General features: G+C 71.9%; 11 protein-coding genes. 5 read left to right on the top strand and 6 right to left on the bottom strand.

The features are described 5' to 3' along the window. Positions 1-115 precede the first annotated feature (115 nt). Together I003_RS0119765 and I003_RS0119770 are read right to left on the bottom strand one after the other, a co-directional pair. The gene (locus I003_RS0119765; RefSeq protein ID WP_027773091.1) at positions 116-1,516 is read right to left on the bottom strand and encodes an AarF/UbiB family protein; all 1,401 of its coding nucleotides are present in this window, start codon (positions 1,514-1,516) and stop codon (positions 116-118) included. Then, on the bottom strand, positions 1,509-2,819 hold the full coding sequence (locus tag I003_RS0119770; RefSeq protein ID WP_027773092.1) for a ThiF family adenylyltransferase: 1,311 nt from the start codon (positions 2,817-2,819) through the stop codon (positions 1,509-1,511). Before I003_RS0119770 ends, I003_RS0119765 begins: the two co-directional genes overlap by 8 nt. Positions 2,820-2,988: 169 nt before the next feature. Between I003_RS0119770 and I003_RS32685 the strand changes: the two genes are divergently transcribed. After that, positions 2,989-3,573 carry a M48 metallopeptidase family protein gene (locus I003_RS32685; protein ID WP_078564193.1) on the top strand — a complete coding sequence of 195 codons (585 nt, stop codon included), beginning with the start codon at positions 2,989-2,991 and terminating at the stop codon, positions 3,571-3,573. 24 nt (positions 3,574-3,597) lie between these two features. Here I003_RS32685 and I003_RS0119780 read toward each other — a convergent pair whose 3' ends face one another. Continuing rightward, positions 3,598-4,128, bottom strand: a complete 531-nt coding sequence (locus I003_RS0119780; RefSeq protein WP_027773093.1) for an NUDIX hydrolase — start codon at positions 4,126-4,128, stop codon at positions 3,598-3,600. After that, positions 4,125-5,615, bottom strand: coding sequence for a zinc-dependent metalloprotease (locus I003_RS0119785; protein ID WP_027773094.1), 1,491 nt, complete (start codon positions 5,613-5,615; stop codon positions 4,125-4,127). Before I003_RS0119785 ends, I003_RS0119780 begins: the two co-directional genes overlap by 4 nt. A 175-nt stretch (positions 5,616-5,790) precedes the next feature. Here I003_RS0119785 and I003_RS0119790 point away from each other — a divergent pair, with 175 nt between their 5' ends. From I003_RS0119790 to I003_RS0119805, 3 genes are all read left to right on the top strand, one after another. After that, positions 5,791-6,936, top strand: a complete 1,146-nt coding sequence (locus I003_RS0119790) for an SDR family oxidoreductase (RefSeq protein ID WP_027773095.1) — start codon at positions 5,791-5,793, stop codon at positions 6,934-6,936. Between the two features lie 101 nt (positions 6,937-7,037). Continuing rightward, on the top strand, positions 7,038-7,517 hold the full coding sequence (locus tag I003_RS0119795; protein WP_027773096.1) for a molybdopterin synthase catalytic subunit: 480 nt from the start codon (positions 7,038-7,040) through the stop codon (positions 7,515-7,517). Between the two features lie 270 nt (positions 7,518-7,787). Next, positions 7,788-8,882: a YlbL family protein gene (locus I003_RS0119805; RefSeq protein WP_027773097.1), complete on the top strand. Its 1,095-nt coding sequence runs from the start codon at positions 7,788-7,790 to the stop codon at positions 8,880-8,882. 75 nt (positions 8,883-8,957) lie between these two features. On the opposite strand, the gene I003_RS0119810 is transcribed toward I003_RS0119805, so the two are convergent. After that, positions 8,958-9,542, bottom strand: a complete 585-nt coding sequence (locus tag I003_RS0119810) for a PPA1309 family protein (protein WP_027773098.1) — start codon at positions 9,540-9,542, stop codon at positions 8,958-8,960. 225 nt (positions 9,543-9,767) lie between these two features. On the opposite strand from I003_RS0119810, the gene I003_RS0119815 reads away from it, so the two are divergent. After that, positions 9,768-12,656 carry a UPF0182 family protein gene (locus I003_RS0119815; RefSeq protein WP_027773099.1) on the top strand — a complete coding sequence of 963 codons (2,889 nt, stop codon included), beginning with the start codon at positions 9,768-9,770 and terminating at the stop codon, positions 12,654-12,656. On the opposite strand, the gene I003_RS34970 is transcribed toward I003_RS0119815, so the two are convergent. Continuing rightward, positions 12,653-13,003 (bottom strand): integrase core domain-containing protein (locus tag I003_RS34970; protein ID WP_027773100.1); only part of this gene is annotated, 351 nt, incomplete at its 5' end. The two genes, I003_RS0119815 and I003_RS34970, sit on opposite strands and share 4 nt — an antisense overlap.

A 13,003-nucleotide genomic window follows, 5' to 3' on the forward strand; every position in this document is an offset into this window, starting at 1 on the left:
TCGGCCGGCGGCGGCCACGGCTCCGGCCGCCGGCGGCCGGTCACGCCGCCCTCGGTGCGCGGTGACCGGCTGCCGGTGGCGGCGGCCTCAGCCGGTCGCCACCGGAAGGCGCCGGTCAGGCCGGCGCCGGCGCCGGGTCCTCCGTCGCCGAACCCTCGTGGGGGTCGTCCTCCGGACGGCCCCCTTCGGCGTACCCGGCGAAGCCCGGCAGCCACTCCGTCAGTTCCTCGCGCATCCGCACCTGGGCGCCGAGCTGGCAGAGCACCCCGATGGTGCTGAGCGTCACCCGGTGTATCAGCAGGTACGACGGCGGCAGGTTGAGCTGCCGGCCCAACTGGTGCGCGGGGTTGCGGGGGTCGGCGATCCGGGCCGCCTGTGTGCGCATCCACTCCCGGCTGAAGGCGAACTCCGGCACCGCCGCCGGTTCGATGATCGGCAGCAGATAGTCCATCACCGCCTCCGGGTCCAGCTCGACGTCCGGCTTGACGAAGCCCTGCTCACGCAGCAGCTCGTAGACGTCGTCCGCCTGGCCGTCGAGCGTCATCCCGAGCGCGACGCCGATCTCCTCCGGCAGCCCGCCCGGCAGCCGGTCCACCGTGCCGAAGTCCATCACCCCGAGCCGCCACTCCTCCGGCTCTCCCTCCTTCACCAGCCGGAAGTTGCCCGGGTGCGGATCGGCGTGCAGCAGGCCCGTGCGCGCCGTGCCGGCGAAGAGGAACCGCGCCAGCAACTGACCCACCCGGTCCCGTTCCGTCCGCGAGCCGTTCGCTATCAGCTCCGAGACCGGCACCCCGTCCAGCCACTCGGTGACCAGCACCTGGTCCGCCTGGTGCACCACGTCCGGCACGAGCACATCCGGGTCGTCCGCGAACTCCTCCGCGTATGTGCTCTGGGACTCGGCCTCCAGCTCGTAGTCCAGTTCCTCCGAGACCCGGTCCCGCAGCTCCTCGATCAGCGGCTTGATGTCCAGCCCCGGCACCAGCGGCCCCAGCAGCCGCGCGAACCTGCCCAACTGCGCCAGGTCGGACAGTAGTGCCTTGCCCGCGCCCGGGTACTGCACCTTGACCGCCACCTGCCGGCCGTCGTGCCACACCGCCCGGTGGACCTGCCCGATCGACGCCGCCGCCGCGGGCGTGTCCTCGAACTCCAGGAAGAGATCGCGCCAGTCCGGGCCCAGCCGCTCCGCCAGCGCGCCGTGCACCGTGCGCACCGGCATCGGCGGCGCCGCCTCCTGCAGCTTGGTCAGGGCGGCGCGATAGGGACCCGCGATCTCCTCCGGCAGCGCGGATTCGAAGACGGACAGCGCCTGCCCGAACTTCATCGCCCCGCCCTTCAGCTCGCCCAGCGTCCTGAACAACTGCTCGGCGGTGCGCTGCTGGAGCTCGCGGGCGACCAGCTCCGCCGGCCGGCCGCCGAGACGCTTGCCGAGCCCCCAGGTGGCCCGCCCGGCGAAGCCCACCGGCAGCGAGGCCAGCCTGGCGGTACGCGTGATCGCCTTGCGCGGAAGGTCAGACATGGGCCACTCCCGTATCCCGGTCAGCGGCTGCCGCCGCACCGCACCCGCACCTCGGGTGTGGATCGAGCTTCGTCAACTCCCAGGCCAGGCCCGGCAACGCACACTCCAGCCGGGCCCCCGTGCAGGCCGGCAGCCGTCCGTCGAGAAAAGTCAGCGCGTGGGCGGCCGTCAGCCCCGCCACCATTGTCGCCAACGCCACATCGCATGCGGCGACCCCCTCCCGATCATCTCCGGCCCGCCACTGGGCGAGCATCCGCGGCCACTCCGGCTCCTGCTCCGCCCGGGCCGCCGCGAGGCAGCCCGCACAGGCCGAACCACCCGGCAGCACGAGCGGTCCCACCACCCCCGTGCCCTCCAGCACTCCCGCGTACACGTGCGGAATGCCCGCTTCGCGGTAAGGGCGCGCGACCTCCGGGTCCGGCGCGTACGCACCCAGGCCGTCGCGCGGCGCCAGCACCACAAGCGCCACCGCACCGTCCGGGCACCCGCCACGCGCCACCGGCCACGGCCGGGCCCGCCGCACGGCGCCCAGGGCGGCGTCCTTGCGCCGCCGGCCCACGTCCGCCGCGGCCACGCCGCCGGGCGCCACGTCCCACGGCTCGACGCAGCCGCCGTCGAGGACCTCCACTCCGCCGACCCCAGCGGCGGAGAGAAGCGCCGCCACCGGGGCGCCCACGCGCCCGGCGCCGCGCACCACCACCCGCAGCCCCCTTCGCGCCCTCAGCCGGTCCGCGGCGGCCCCGGGCTCGGGGTGGACGACGGACAGCGAAGCCTGGTCACCCCGCAGCCGCGCCGGTATCGCCCCGCCCCGCCGCCCGGCCCCCGCCGGTGGTGAAGGGGACGCCGCCGCATCGGCCCGCCCTGCCCCGGCCCGCCCTGCCCCGGCCCGCGCTGCGGGGGACGGCGGCGGTTCGGACGGCGCGGCATCGGACGGCGCCGGGCGGTGCGGCGCCGGTGGACCGGGGCGTGGACAACGGTGGATACGGCGTGGAAGAGCGGTGGAGGTCGGGTGGCCGTCCCGGGGAGTTCCGGTGTCATTCGGCGGGGGCGGCCCCTCGTCGATCAGCCCGGCTCGCGTCAATCGGGCGACGAGCACGTCCACGGCCCGGGGGGAGAGGCCGAACGCATGCGCCTCCCGGCGCAGCGCATCCAGCCCGCGAGTGCCGTCCAGCCGGCGCAGGAACAACCCCGTCGCGTCGTCCACCGGCTGGATCGACACCGCATGTGCCCTGGTCACGCCCATCTGCATGGTGTGCCTGCCGCGCCAGCTCCGCCGCAGCGCCGGCTTGATCATCGGATGCATCGCGCCCCCCTTGTTCCTCCGCCACCCTGCCAGCCTGCTCCCGCCTCGCGTCATGAGTTATCCACAGGTGCCGGAAAAAGTATTACGAATTGGCCGCGACGCCCGCGATGGCGTCGTACACCTGCTCCTGGCCGGGACTTTCCTCACCCTGAGCAGGTAACGTCGAGCCGTGCAGGCTGACCCGGAGCACAGCCCAGGACGGCCGAAACCGTCGCGAGCGGTGGAGGTCAGACGCAGTGCGCGCAGACGCAGGACCGTTTCCGCATATCGCGAGGGCGACCGCACCGTCGTGCTGATCCCCGCCCGCATGAGCGAGGCGGAGGAGCAGCGCTGGGTGACGGTCATGCTCGACAAGCTGCAGGCCCAGGAGAACCGGCGGATGCCGGGCGACGCCGAGCTGGCCGACCGCGCCCAGCGGCTGTCCGCGCAGTACCTCGACGGCCGGGCCCGGCCCAGCAGCGTGCGCTGGGTCACCAACCAGAACACCCGCTGGGGCTCCTGCACCCCCGCCGAGGGCACGATCCGCCTTTCGCACCGGCTGAAGGGCATGCCCGAGTACGTCATCGACTACGTGCTGATCCACGAGCTGGCGCACCTGCTCGTGCCGGGCCACGGCCCCGGCTTCTGGGACCTCGTCGGCGCCTACCCCCGCACCGAGCGCGCCCGGGGCTACCTGGAGGGCGTGGTCGCCGGTGAGAGCCTGCCGTTCATCCCGCGCCCGGCGCCGGCCAGCCCGCCGTCCGCGGACGACTAGCTGCTCCGGCGCCCCGGCCGGCCCTCAGGCCAGGCGTGCCCGCGTACGTTCCATCAGCATCGCCACGGACGCGTCGGCGACGCCGGCCACCTGCTCGTACCCGTACCAGCGCAGATCCAGCGACTCCTCGCTGATCGACGGCACCGCACCGTCGGGGGCCAGCGCCGCGTACTGCACGTCCAGGTGCCAGGCGCACGGCGTGTGGTGCCGGTCGAGGCCGATCGGCCCGCCGGGCAGGAGCGTCAGGCCCGTCATACCGGACTCCTCGCCCGCCTCCCGCAGTGCCGCCGCGGCCAGCGTCGCGTCCTCCGGCTCGCAGTGGCCGCCGGTCTGCAGCCACATGCCCATCTTGCGGTGGAGGGTCAGCAGCACCCGCTCACGCGCCACGTCGACGATCAGTGCGCTGGCCGTCACATGCCCGGCCCCGCACGGTTTGTACATCGCGTCGGGATGGGCCGCCAGATGCTCCAGATACGCGGTCCGGAGCGCGTCCTGACCGCCGTCCGGCGCGCTCCAGTGCCTCAGCACCCGCTCGGCGTCGTCCCGCAGCGTCACTTCTCCGTGTCGCCCTCGCCGCCGTCCCGGCCGTCCTGCTCGCCCTTCTCCTCCGGGCCGCCCTTCTCCTCCGGGCCGCCCTTCTCCTCCGGCGCGGCCTTCCCGTCGCCCGCCGAGCCCAGCAGCTTCTCCAGCTCCGAGAAGTCCGCCTGCTCGCTGTGCACGAACCCGTCGGGGTCGTCCAGGTCGCCCGCGGTCGGCAGCATGTCGGGGTGCGCCCACAGCGCGTCCCGTCCGTCGACCCCGCGCGCATCCGCCAGCGACGCCCACAGCCGCGAGGCGTCCCGCAGCCGCCGCGGGCGCAGCTCCAGCCCGATGAGGGTCGCGAACGTCTGCTCCGCCGGACCGCCGGTGGCGCGCCTGCGGCGCAGCGCCTCGCGCAGCGAGTTCAGCGAGGGGGCGTCCAGGTGGGGCTCCGCGGCGGCGTGCACGACCGCGTCCACCCAGCCCTCGACCAGCGCCAGCGCCGTCTCCAGCCGGGCCAGCGCGGCCTTCTGCTCCGGGGTGTCCTCCGGCTGGAACATGCCCTGCTGCAGCGCCTCCTGCAACTGCTCGGGGCGCTCGATGTCGACCTGGCCGACCAGGTCCTCCAGCTTGGACGTGTCCACCTTGATGCCGCGCGCGTAGCCCTCGACGGCGCCGAAGAGGTGCGAGCGCAGCCACGGCACGTGGGCGAAGAGCCGCTGGTGCGCCGCCTCCCGCAGCGCCAGGTACAGCCGGACCTCGTCCAGCGGTACGCCCAGGCCCTCGCTGAACCGCTTGATGTTCACCGGCAGCAGCGCCGCCTTGCCCGCCGGGCCCAGCGGCAGCCCGATGTCGGTGGAGCCGACGACCTCGCCGGCCAGTACCCCCACCGCGTGCCCGATCTGGGTGCCGAACATGGCTCCGCCCATCGAGCGCATCATGCCGATGAGCGGGCCGGCCATGGCCTGCATCTCCTCCGGCAGCACGCCGCCCATGGCGGAGCCCACGCGCTCGGCGACCGGGTCGACCAGCTCCTTCCACACCGGAAGCGTCGCCTCGACCCACTCCGCGCGGCTCCAGGCGAGCGCGGCGCCCGAGCCGGAGGGCAGCGATGTCGCCCCGTCCAGCCACAGGTCCGCCAGCCGTACGGACTCCTCGACCGCCTTGCGCTCGGCGTCCCCGACGCTGGCGTCCTTCGACTTGTCGGCCGCGCCCTGCGACACGGTCTGCCGGGCGATGTCCTTGGCCATGTCCCAGTTGACCGGCCCGCCCTCGTAACTCAGCATCTGGCCGAGCTGCTGGAAGGCCGCGCCCAGGTCCTGCGGGCCCATGGCGCCGCCCTGGCCCCCGAGAGATCCGAAGATGGCAGCGAACGGGTTCTGCGGGTCGCCGCCGGCGCCTCCGAAGCCGAACGGGTCCCGGCCGCTCCGACCGCCGTCCCCCTTGCGGGCATCCTTGTCGTCGCCCTCGCCGTCGTCGTCCGGCTCCTTCGGGGGGCCGAATCCGAATGGGGTGTCACTCACGGTTTCCTCGGCTCGTCGGGCCGCCTGCACCGGGCCGGCGGCGTACGCCCTCCACTACCTCCACCCTATGCCGCTTCGTATGCGTGCACGATGTCCTGGCGCCTGCCTCCACCGCCGCGGGTGCGGCTGGGGCAGGATGGATGGAACTACTGCACACAACAGCTGGAGCCGCCCGGTGAGTTCCCCGGAACCGAACGTTCGCGCAGCGCGAAAGGCCGCCGATGGGGCCGCGGCCGACGAGCCCGTCCCGGGTGCGTGGCGCCCCGTCGTCGCCGTCACCGGGGCGGCGGCCGGCATCGGCGCCCTGGTCACGGAGCGGCTGGCGGCCTCCGACGAGGTCAAGCAGGTCGTCGCCATCGACGAGCGGCGCGGCGAGCTGCCCGAGGCCCACTGGCACGTGCTGGACGTGCGGGACCCCGCGATCGCCGACAAGCTGCGCGGCACGGACGTCGTCGTGCACCTCGCCCTCGACCTGGACCTGGAGACCGACGCCACGGCCCGTACGGCGTACAACGTACGGGGTACGCAGACGGTGCTCACCGCCGCCGCCGCGGCCGGAGTGCGCCGCGTCGTCCTGTGCACCTCCGCCATGGTCTACGGGGCGCTGCCCGACAACCCCGTCCCGCTGGCCGAGGACGCCGAGCTGCGCGCCACCGAGGAGGCCACCGGGGTCGGCGACCTGCTGGAGATGGAGCGCCTGGGCCGCCGCGCGCCCCGCGCGCACCCCGGGCTGAACGTCACCGTGGTGCGCCCGGCGGCCGTCGTCGGGGGCGTCGACACCCCGCTGACCCGTTACTTCGAGTCGCCCCGGCTGCTGGTCGTCAAGGGCACCCGGCCGTGCTGGCAGTTCTGCCACGTCGACGACCTGGCCACCGCGCTGGAGTTCGCGGCGCTGGAGAAGGCCGAGGGGGAGCTGGCGGTCGGCTGCGACGGCTGGCTGGAGCAGGAGGAGGTCGAGGAGCTGACCGGCATCCGGCGCATGGAGCTGCCGTCCGCCGTCGCGCTCGGCGCCGCGTCCCGGCTGCACCGCCTCGGGCTCACCCCGTCGCCGGCCGGCGACCTCGCCTACACCATGTACCCGTGGGTCGTCAGCGGCAGCCGGCTGCACGACGCGGGCTGGCGTCCGCAGCACACCAACGAGGAAGTGCTCGCCGAGCTGCTGGAGGAGGTCTCCGGCCGGCACACGGTCGCGGGCCGCCGGCTGGGCCGCAAGGACGCCGCCGCCGCGGGTGCCGCGGGCGCGGCCGGGGCGACCGTCGCCCTGCTGGGTACGGCCGCGGTGGTACGCCGGGTGCGCAAGGCGCGGCGCGGCAAGATCTGAGCCGCCCCGCCTGCGGGCCGGAGCGCCGCCCGCGGGCCGCACCCCGGCCCGCAGGCGCGGCCGCCCGGGGCCCTGTCGGCGCGGTGCGGCAGGATGGACGGATGGCAGACACCCCGCAGCACCCGGGCGAGCAGGCCGCCGCCGACCCCGTGCGGCTCATCGCCGTCCGCGAGGAGCCGCTGTCGCTCGACGAGGTCTTCGCCGCCGTCGGCGACCCCGCCGCGGGCGGCACGGCGCTCTTCGTCGGCACGGTCCGTGACCACGACCGGCAGGCGGCGTCCGAGCGCGTGCAGGACGTGACCGCGCTGGCGTATTCGAGTCATCCCACCGCCGAGGCCGAAATGCGGCGTATCGCGGAGAAGGTCGCGGCCGGCTATCCGGTGCGGGCCCTGGCCGCCGTCCACCGCGTGGGCGAACTGGCCGTGGGGGATCTCGCCGTCGTCGTCGCCGTTTCCTGCCCCCACCGCGCCGAGGCGTTCGACGCCTGCCGTAGCCTGGTCGACACCCTCAAGCGCGACGTTCCCATCTGGAAACACCAGAAATTCACGGACGGGTCCGAGGAGTGGGTAGGCGCTGGCTGAGGTTGTCGAGTTGCGTAACTTCCGGGCCCGCGTGAGCGTTGGCTTATCGGAAAGAAGTCACGTCAGCTAGGAGCACGGGATGGCAGCGATAGCCTGGTTGGTCATACCCCTCGCGTCGGCCGGGGCGGCCGCGATATGGGCGGGCTGGGCGACGCGCACCCGCAAGGTGGGCGACAGCACGGAGCTGGCGGGGTACGCCCGATTCCGGGAAGCGATGGAGCGTAGCCACTCCCGTTCCGGGGCCGCTTGAGCGTCCCGTACTGTCGTTCTATGCCACGCCGCACGGCGACGCTGCTCGCCTCCACCGTGACGCTGCTCGCCATCCTCGTCGCCGGGGTCTTCATCCCCGTGCCCTACGCGGAGATGTCGCCCGGGCCCACGGTGAACACCCTGGGGGACCACGACGGCGAGCCCGTGCTGCAGATCGAGGACCGCAAGACGTATCCGACGAGCGGCAACCTCAACATGACGACGGTGCGCGTCACTGGCGCCGACTACAAGATGAACCTCGTCGAGGCCGTCTACGGCTGGCTCTCACCCGATGACGCGGTGGTGCCGCACGAGTCGCTGTACCCCGACGGCAGCACCGCCGAGGAAGTCGACCAGCAGAACGCCGAGCAGTTCACCGCCTCGCAGGAGAGCGCCAAGGTCGCCGCGCTCGACGAACTGGGCATCGACTTCACCACCCGCGTGATCGTGGCCTCCGTGGTCGCGGGCGGCGCCGCGCAGGGCACGCTGCACGCCGGTGACGTGATCAAGGCGGTCGACGGCACCCCCGTCGACGGGCCCGGCGACGTGGTCGAGTTGGTCACCAGCCGCAAGCCGGGGGAGAAGGTCACGTTCCGGATCGTCCCCGCGGACAAGGCGGAGAAGGCCGAGAAGAACGGCGAGGACCCTCGCGAGCTGCCGGGCGAGGACCTCACCGTCACCACCCGGGAGTCCGACCAGGAGCCTGGCAAGGCGATGGTCGGCATCACGGCCGGCACCGCGCACACCTTCCCGTTCGAGATCGACATCAAGCTCGCCGACGTCGGTGGCCCCAGCGCCGGGCTGATGTTCGCGCTCGGCATCGTCGACAAGCTCACCAAGGGCGACCTCACCGGCGGCGAGTTCGTCGCCGGTACCGGCACGATCAACACCGAGAGCCAGGTCGGGCCGATCGGCGGCATTCACATGAAGACCATCGGCGCCCGCGAGCAGGGCGCGAAGTTCTTCCTCACCCCCGCGGCGAACTGCGCCACGGCCGCCCGGGACGTACCCGACGGGCTCACGCTCATCAAGGTCCGGACGATGTCCGACGCCATGGACGCGCTGAAGCACATCCGCGACAACGAGGTGGACAAGCTCGACGAGTGCACGGAGTAGCCGCGCGGGCACGGTACGCGTGGGACAGGCGCGGGCCGGCCACTCCCGCGGGGGCGGCCGGCCGTGACGGCGCAATCAGTCGAACGTCGCCGCCAGCGCCTGGGCGAGCCCCGGCACCAGATCCGGTCCGGTGAGCACCTCGGTGGGGGTGTCCTTCGAGCGCAGCCGCAGCGCCGCCTCCCGGCTGCCGTCGCGCAGGACGCCCACGGTCATGCGGACCTCCTCGCGCCGCGGGTGCTCGGCGACCCAGGCGGCGAGCCCCGCCTCGTCGAGGCCGTCGGGCACCTCGGCCTCCGCCGCCGGCGGGAGCATCAGCCGCTCGACGGTGAGCGCGCAGCCGCCGACCGCGTCCGGCCAGGCGATGGTGCCCAGGAACTCGTCGAGCGGCTGCCCGTCGGGCAGTTCCTGCTGCTCGATGGGCGTGTACGAGACCTGCGCGGCCGGTCCTGCCGGCTGCCCGGCACCGTCGTCTCCGGCGCCGAGTTCCAGCCGCTGGGCGAGACCCGGCTCCTGCGCGCGCAACTGCGCGGTGTCGACGAGGGCGAAGAGCCGCGGCGGCCGGTCCCAGCCGAAGCCTGCCGCGTACTCGTCAAGTTCCAGGACCGCGCGAGTAAGCGGGTCGGCTGCCAGGGGTGGACCGCCGGTGGGAGAGTTGGACATGCTCGTCATCCTGCCTCATCGCACTCTGCCACCCCCCGGCGGGAACTGAGTAAAGCTTTAGTAAGTTGCCACATTGAGCCCCTGTGCCGCGGGGGCCGTATGACATGACGTTCACGTCTCGATCGAGGTGCCACCTTGGCTTTCCAGATGCCGGACCGCGGCGGAGGCCCCACCGGGCCACGGATCAGTGTGGGCCGCCCGTCCCGGCGAGTACGGACGCTGCTGATGACCCTGGGCGCGCTCGCCGTCCTGGGCATCGTCTTCGTCATGTTCGCCGGCTTCTGGACGGACTGGCTGTGGTATCGCTCCGTCGGATATTCGTCGGTCTTCACCACCCGGTTGTGGACGAAGGTGGGGCTCTTCTTCGTCTTCGGCCTGCTGATGGCGGTGGCCGTGGGGTTCAACATGTGGCTGGCCCACCGGCTGCGCCCGCCGCTCAGCGCGATGTCGCTGGAGCAGGAGAACCTCGACCGCTACCGGATGAACCTGGCGCCCTACAAGAAGTGGGTCCTGCTCGGTGTCGCCACGCTGGTGGGTCTGATCGCCGGTGCCTCCGCGACCGGGCAGTGGCGCACGTGGCTGCTGTGGGTCAACGGCCAGTCGTTCGGCGAGAAGGACCCGCAGTTCCACAAGGACATCTCCTTCTTCGCGTTCGACCTGCCGTGGTATCGCTTCCTGCTCGGCTTCGGCTTCGCGGCGGTGGTGTTGTGCACGATCGCCGCCGCGCTCACGCATTACCTCTACGGCGGCCTGCGGATCTCCAGCCCGGGAGCGCGTGCCACGTCCGCGGCGACCGGGCATCTCGCGGTACTGCTCGGCACCTTTGTGGCGCTCAAGGCGGTGGCGTACTGGTTCGACCGCTACAGCCTGGCGACCAAGACCAGTGGTCTGAAGACCACGGACGGCTGGACCGGTCTGCGCTATGTCGACGCGAACGCCTATCTGCCGGCGAAGACGATCCTCTTCGTCATCGCGATCATCTGCGCGGTGCTGTTCTTCGCCACGCTGTGGCGGCGTACCTGGCAGTTGCCGCTCATCGGCCTCGGCCTCATGGTCCTCTCGGCGATCCTGATCGGCGGGCTCTACCCGGCGATCGTGCAGAAGTTCCAGGTGCAGCCGAACGAGCAGGCCAAGGAGACGCCGTTCATCAAGAAGAACATCGAGGCGACGCGCAAGGCGTACGACATCGACGATTCCCAGGTGACGGAGTACACGGGCCAGGCCCCCAAGGACACCACCAACGAGCAGTTGCGCAACGCCGTCGACAGCACGGCGAGCGTCCGGCTGCTCGACCCCAGCGTGGTCTCGCCGACGTACCAGCAGCAACAGCAGGTGCGCGGCTACTACCAGTTCCCGGGCACCCTGGACGTCGACCGGTACGAGGACGAGGACGGCAACTCGCAGGACACCGTGGTCGGCCTGCGTGAGATCAACGTGGCCGGCATCCCGGAGAAGGGCTGGATCAACAGTCACTTCCGGTACACCCACGGTTACGGCGTCGTCGCGGCCAAGGGCACCGAGGTCACCGAGGACGGCGACCCGTCCTACACGGAGAAGGACCTGCCGCCCGAGGGTGAGCTGGGCGACTACGAGCCGCGTGTCTACTACGGCGAGCAGACCCGGGACTATGCGATCGTGGGCGGTCCGCAGGACGAGGTCGACTACGCCGACGGCGCCGGCGAGAAGACGTACCGCTACAAGGGCGACAGCGGCGTCGACCTGTCCAACCCGATCAACAGGGCCGCCTACGCGCTGACGTTCAGCGAGCCGCAGATCATGTACTCCGGTGCGATCGGCGACGGCTCGCAGATCATCTACAACCGCACCCCGAAGGAGCGGGTGGAGGCCGTCGCGCCCTGGCTCACCATCGACGGCGACCCGTATCCGGCGGTGGTCGACGGCCGCGTCCAGTGGATCGTCGACGCCTACACCACCAGCAACGGCTATCCGTACTCGACCAGGACCACCCTGGGCGACACGACGGCCGACTCGCTGACGGACGACCAGCGTTCGGTGATCGCGCAGCAGAACCAGGTCAACTACATCCGCAACTCGGTGAAGGCCACCGTCGACGCCTATGACGGCAGCGTCAACCTCTACGAGTGGGACACCGAGGACCCGGTCCTCAAGACCTGGATGAAGGCGTTCCCCGACACGGTCAAGCCGCGTGCGGAGATCAGCGACGCGCTGATGGACCATCTGCGCTACCCGCAGGACCTGTTCAAGGTCCAGCGCGAGCTGCTGACGCAGTACCACGTCACCAGCCCCAAGCAGTTCTACTCCGGCAGCGAGCAGTGGGAGATCCCGGACGACCCGACCACCAAGGTCGAGTCCTCCGTGCCGCCCTACTACCTCAGCATGAAGATGCCGGACCAGGACTCGCGGACGTTCTCGCTGACGACCACGTTCACGCCGCGCAACCGCAACAACCTGGGCGCGTACATGGCCGTGGGCGCGGACGCGCGCACCGACGACTTCGGGCAGATCAGAATCCTGAAGCTGCCACCCAACAGTCCCGTGCCGGGACCGAAGCTCGTCCAGTCCAGATTCAACTCCAACGCCGCGATCGCCGACCAGATCAACATCCTGCAGAGAGGCGATTCGGAAGTCATCTACGGCAACCTGCTGACGGTGCCGCTGGAGGGCGGACTGATCTACATCGAGCCGGTGTACGTGCAAGGCACCGGCACCGGCTACCCCTTGCTGCGCAAGGTACTGGTCACCTACGGCGATCAGACGGCCTTCGAGGACACGTTGCCCAAGGCGCTGAACGTCGTCTTCGGGGTGGAGGAAGCGACACCGCCCGAGGACACGGGCGAAGAGCCACCGCCGGAAGAGGAACCGCCGGCCGGGGGCAGCCTCCAGGACGCCGTGGAGGACGCCCAGAAGGCCTACGAGGACGGTCAGCAGGCGCTCCAGGACCAGGACTGGGAGGCGTACGGCGAGGCGCAGGATGCGCTGGAGGAGGCCCTCCAGCGGATCGAGGACGCCGAGCAGCAGGCCGGATCGAACGGCGACGACGGAGCCGGACAGGGATCCGGTGACGGCGGAGCCGACGGCGGCGACGGCGGAGGCGGCAGCGATGCCGGTGACGGCGGAGGCGCCGGGGCCTAGGTGTATTGCCCTGTGAGGTTGGGGACGCGGCTGGCGGGTGGCTGGCCTTTCAGTGCGGTGTGTCCGCGGTGGTGATTGTAGGTGTGTAGCCAGGCAGGGAAGGTGTCACGTCGTTCTTGTTCTGAGTGGTAGGGGCGGGCGTAGGCCCACTCGTCCAGCATCGTGCGGTTCAGGCGTTCGACTTTGCCGTTGGTCTGGGGTCGGTAGGGCCGGGTTCGCTTGTGGGCGATCCCGGCCTGGGCCAGGGCGTCGCGCCAGGCGTGGGACTTGTAGCAGGCGCCGTTGTCGGTCAGGACTCGTTCGATGGTGATCCCGGTGCTGGTGAAGAACGCCTGCGCCCGGCTCCA

The sequence above is a fragment of the Streptomyces sp. CNQ329 genome, from assembly GCF_000482585.1.

What these genes read in the sequence shown, in the direction of transcription:
- I003_RS0119765 (WP_027773091.1), bottom strand. Translation starts at nt 1,516, where the DNA reads ATGTCTGACCTTCCGCGCAAGGCGATCACGCGTACCGCCAGGCTGGCC.
- I003_RS0119770 (WP_027773092.1), bottom strand. Translation starts at nt 2,819, where the DNA reads ATGCATCCGATGATCAAGCCGGCGCTGCGGCGGAGCTGGCGCGGCAGG.
- I003_RS0119795 (WP_027773096.1), top strand. Translation starts at nt 7,038, where the DNA reads ATGGCAGACACCCCGCAGCACCCGGGCGAGCAGGCCGCCGCCGACCCC.
- I003_RS0119805 (WP_027773097.1), top strand. Translation starts at nt 7,788, where the DNA reads ATGCCACGCCGCACGGCGACGCTGCTCGCCTCCACCGTGACGCTGCTC.
- I003_RS0119810 (WP_027773098.1), bottom strand. Translation starts at nt 9,542, where the DNA reads ATGTCCAACTCTCCCACCGGCGGTCCACCCCTGGCAGCCGACCCGCTT.
- I003_RS0119815 (WP_027773099.1), top strand. Translation starts at nt 9,768, where the DNA reads ATGACCCTGGGCGCGCTCGCCGTCCTGGGCATCGTCTTCGTCATGTTC.